The organism is Dyadobacter sp. (assembly GCF_051859145.1).
GTDB lineage: Bacteria > Bacteroidota > Bacteroidia > Cytophagales > Spirosomataceae > Dyadobacter.
In genome coordinates, this window is sequence record NZ_JBHYGF010000404.1 from 1 (window position 1) to 3,543 (window position 3,543).

At 44.3% G+C, this 3,543-nt stretch carries 5 protein-coding genes; 1 reads left to right on the forward strand and 4 read right to left on the reverse strand.

The genetic code is table 11. The features are described 5' to 3' along the window. Positions 1-577: thiamine pyrophosphate-dependent enzyme (locus tag ACTIE6_RS20295; protein WP_439558370.1), on the reverse strand; the 577-nt coding region annotated here is incomplete at its 3' end. Positions 578-703: 126 nt separating this feature from the next. Here ACTIE6_RS20295 and recF point away from each other — a divergent pair. Then, positions 704-1,801, forward strand: coding sequence for a DNA replication/repair protein RecF (recF, locus tag ACTIE6_RS20300; protein ID WP_439558371.1), 1,098 nt, complete (start codon positions 704-706; stop codon positions 1,799-1,801). Here the strand turns inward: recF and ACTIE6_RS20305 are convergent, their stop codons facing one another. The 3 genes from ACTIE6_RS20305 to ACTIE6_RS20315 all read right to left on the reverse strand — a co-directional run bounded on the left by ACTIE6_RS20305 (position 1,802) and on the right by ACTIE6_RS20315 (position 3,474). Further along, entirely contained in the window at positions 1,802-2,083 is a 282-nt protein-coding gene (locus ACTIE6_RS20305; protein WP_439558372.1) for a type II toxin-antitoxin system RelE/ParE family toxin, read from the reverse strand. Next, a complete protein-coding gene (locus ACTIE6_RS20310; protein WP_439558374.1) occupies positions 2,029-2,310 on the reverse strand; it encodes a hypothetical protein in 282 nt (93 codons plus the stop codon). Before ACTIE6_RS20310 ends, ACTIE6_RS20305 begins: the two co-directional genes overlap by 55 nt. A gap of 96 nt (positions 2,311-2,406) precedes the next feature. Beyond that, positions 2,407-3,474 carry a mannose-1-phosphate guanylyltransferase gene (locus tag ACTIE6_RS20315; RefSeq protein WP_439558373.1) on the reverse strand — a complete coding sequence of 356 codons (1,068 nt, stop codon included), beginning with the start codon at positions 3,472-3,474 and terminating at the stop codon, positions 2,407-2,409. Positions 3,475-3,543 lie beyond the last annotated feature (69 nt).

A 3,543-nucleotide genomic window follows, 5' to 3' on the forward strand; every position in this document is an offset into this window, starting at 1 on the left:
TTGCATATCCATTGTTTTCAACAACAAAAATGACAGGTAACTTCCAGCTCATCGCCATGTTCAGCGCCTCGTGGAATGCACCCTGACGAATCGCACCGTCTCCAAAGTAGCAGATACAAACGTTGTCTGTCTTATTGTATTTCTCGGCAAATGCAATTCCGGCGCCTAATGGAATTTGAGCTCCAACGATCCCGTGGCCGCCGACAAAACCTTTCTCTTTGTCGAAAATGTGCATGGAACCGCCTTTACCTTTGGTTGTTCCTGTTTTCTTACCGTAAAGCTCCGCCATGATTGCATTGGGTGAAGTTCCCAGCGCAAGCGGAATACCGTGATCGCGGTAAGCGGTAATGTATTTATCACCTTCTTTGAGTGCGGTAACAGCTCCCGAAGAACAAGCTTCCTGACCGATATACAAATGGCAAAAGCCCCGGATTTTTTGCTGACCGTAAAGCTGGCCCGCTTTTTCTTCAAAACGACGCTGTAAAAGCATGTTCTCGAACCAGAACAGATACCGCTCTTTTGAATGCTGTACTTTGTTTGGGGCAGATGATTTCTTTTTTTCAGTAACGGTGGCCATTATTTGGTTCTCGTTTATAAAGACAGAACTTTGTCTTAAAGTTAATGGTTTGAACAGAGCCTGTTTTTTGCCGTACTCACGCAATGATTTGCGAAAATAAGCATAAACTAAATAACAAAGAAGTTCATGTGGCTAGAAAAGCTCCACCTTACATACTTTAAAAGTTATGAGGAGAAAGCCCTGACCTTCGGTGAACATGTCAACTGCCTGGTTGGCGAGAATGGCAGTGGCAAAACGAATCTCCTTGATGCGATTTATTTTCTGACACTCACCAAAAGTGCCTTCCACAATCAGGATGCGCTGGGCATTAAACACGGATTTGACTTTTTTGTAATTGATGGTGTGTTTGCCGACAAAGCGCGTCACACGCAGATTACATGCAGCTTCCAACGTGGTCAGCGCAAGGTATTCATGTCCGACAAGAAGAACTATGAGCGGCTCAGCGACCATATCGGCCTTTTCCCGCTCGTACTAATTGCTCCTGACGATACAGACGTAATCCGCGAAGGCAGCGAGGAGCGGAGGCGTTTTTTTGACGGTGTACTGGCACAGGCAACAGAGGGGTACCTGGAAGATTTTCTTCAATACAACAAGATCCTGAACAACCGGAATGGATTGTTAAAGCTCTTTGCCGAGCGCAATTACCTCGACGAAGATTTGCTCGAAACCTACAACGAACCGCTGATTATACTTTCTCAAAGGATTTACCATCATCGCAGCCGGTTTATGGAGCGGTTCCTGCCATTGTTCCATAAGTACTATGCGTTTTTGAGCAGCGGGAAAGAGAAGGTTGATGTAATCTACGAAAGTGAGGTATCCAGCGCCGACTTTCCAGCAGAGTTCAGGAGAAACCGCAGCCGCGACTTGCACGCGCAGCGCACCGGGAAAGGTGTTCACAAAGACGAGTATATATTTGAAATTGATGAAGTTACTCTCAAAAAATTTGGCTCGCAGGGACAGCAAAAGTCTTTCCTGATCGCATTGAAGCTGGCACAGTTTGAGTTACTGAAAGAAGAAAAAGGAAAAACTCCGATCCTGCTGCTGGACGATATTTTCGACAAACTCGACGACCGCCGCATTCACAAGCTGATTGAACTAGTAGACACCGGCTTCCTCGGCCAGGTCTTCATCACCGACGCCCGGCCGGAGCGATCGCAGAAGATTTTAGAGAATGTAAAAGCGGATGTGCGGTTTTTTGAGATTGAGAAGGTGCAGGCTAGCTGATTATTTTGAGCGCCTATTATCACGAATATTCATCAACAGAACTGTATTATCAAAAACTGTATAATACAGCGTTTGATGCCTTCCCAGAACAAATTCATGAACAGAACTAAAAGCTCTGTGCTTTTTACCTAGGAATGGGTATTTACTTAGCAAGTCCAGCTGATGTTTGAGTTTGTCAGTAAATTCATCCGCTATTTCAAACCCCCATTGATCATATAAATAGGAGATTATTTCGGTATAGTCTCTCCTTGCATCCGCCGTCCATTTAATTTCGTAAGCCACTCTTTGCCTTCTTTAAGTACTTGTTCATTCGGGATTAAATTTCCTTGTTGAGCTTGTTTTAAAGATTCTGTTAAGAGCCGGTTGAGTTCGGCAGGATCTATTTCAATCGATTCCGCATTTTGCTGTTCCACTAAGCAATTAAGCATTGTCAACAGGTCTTCCATTCTGTCGTCGTCAATTTCATTAACGATCCGAATCGCTTCCGCTCTAAGTTCTGATGCTGACATATTCTGGCTTTGACAGTGTATTATAAAGTTACTGGATAAAAACAAAAAAGCCAGACCTCACAGCCTGGCATTTTTCTAACGGTATCTTCTCACAAACTAAACATACTTCGGATTCAACTCCTTCGCCTGGGCTACAAACTCCTTTACTTTCTGTTCTTCTTCTTTTTTGCAGATCAAAAGCACTCCGTCGTATTCGGCTACAATAAAACCGTCCAGACCATTGATTACAACAAGCTTATCAGCGGGTGTTTTGATGATCGAATTTGTTGTATTGTACAGGATCAGGTTTCCGTCTGTTACATTCAGGTTCGAATCTTTTTCTGAAACTTCATACAGTGACTTCCAGGTACCAAGGTCCGACCAGCCGAAATTGCTTAAAACCACGTGAACATTGTCCGCTTTTTCCATGATCGCATTGTCAATAGAAATGCTGCCGCAATGCGCGTATGCCCGCTGAACAAAGGAATCCTCCGTTTCAACGTAATAGTGGTTATCGCCTCCGCTGAATATTTCTGCGATCTCAGGCTGGAACTCGTTCAATGCCTTTTTAAATGCATTGATATTCCAGACAAAAATTCCTGCGTTCCATACAAAATCGCCGCTGTCTAAAAACTGCAATGCGAGTTCCAGGTGAGGTTTTTCGGTAAAGGATTTAACCTTTTTAACAGTCAGCTTGTCAGGAATGTACTGAATGTAACCATAACCGGTGTCGGGCCGGGTTGGCTGGATACCCAGGGTAACCAGGATATCTTCATTCCGGGTAGCTCCAAGAGCAACCTTGATGGTATCTCTGAAAACGTCGCTTTTAAGAATAATATGGTCGGCAGGCGCAACTACTACATTTGCATTGGGATTGCGCGCTGCGATTTTGTAACAGGCATAAGCAATGCACGGCGCTGTGTTCCTGCGATTCGGTTCCAGCAGGATCTGATCATCAGACAGTGCCGGGATCTGCTCTTTTACGAGCTCTTTATATTCCTGACTGGTAACTATATAAACATTTTCGATTGGGCAAACTCCATCAAATCTTTCAACAGTTTGCTGCAAAAGCGTCTGTCCGGTACCGAGTACATCGTGAAATTGCTTCGGGAAATCGGTCCGGCTGAATGGCCAGAACCTGGTACCCACTCCGCCTGCCATGATAATTACATAAGTATCCTGCATTACGAATATTTGTTATAAGCGTTATTGAAAGGTCTTAAAAACTAGTGATAAAGCATCAGTATGCCGGCC

Excerpts from the sequence above, each read along its gene's own strand:
- recF (WP_439558371.1), top strand. The coding sequence starts at position 704 with ATGTGGCTAGAAAAGCTCCACCTTACATACTTTAAAAGTTATGAGGAG.
- ACTIE6_RS20310 (WP_439558374.1), bottom strand. The coding sequence starts at position 2,310 with ATGTCAGCATCAGAACTTAGAGCGGAAGCGATTCGGATCGTTAATGAA.
- ACTIE6_RS20315 (WP_439558373.1), bottom strand. The coding sequence starts at position 3,474 with ATGCAGGATACTTATGTAATTATCATGGCAGGCGGAGTGGGTACCAGG.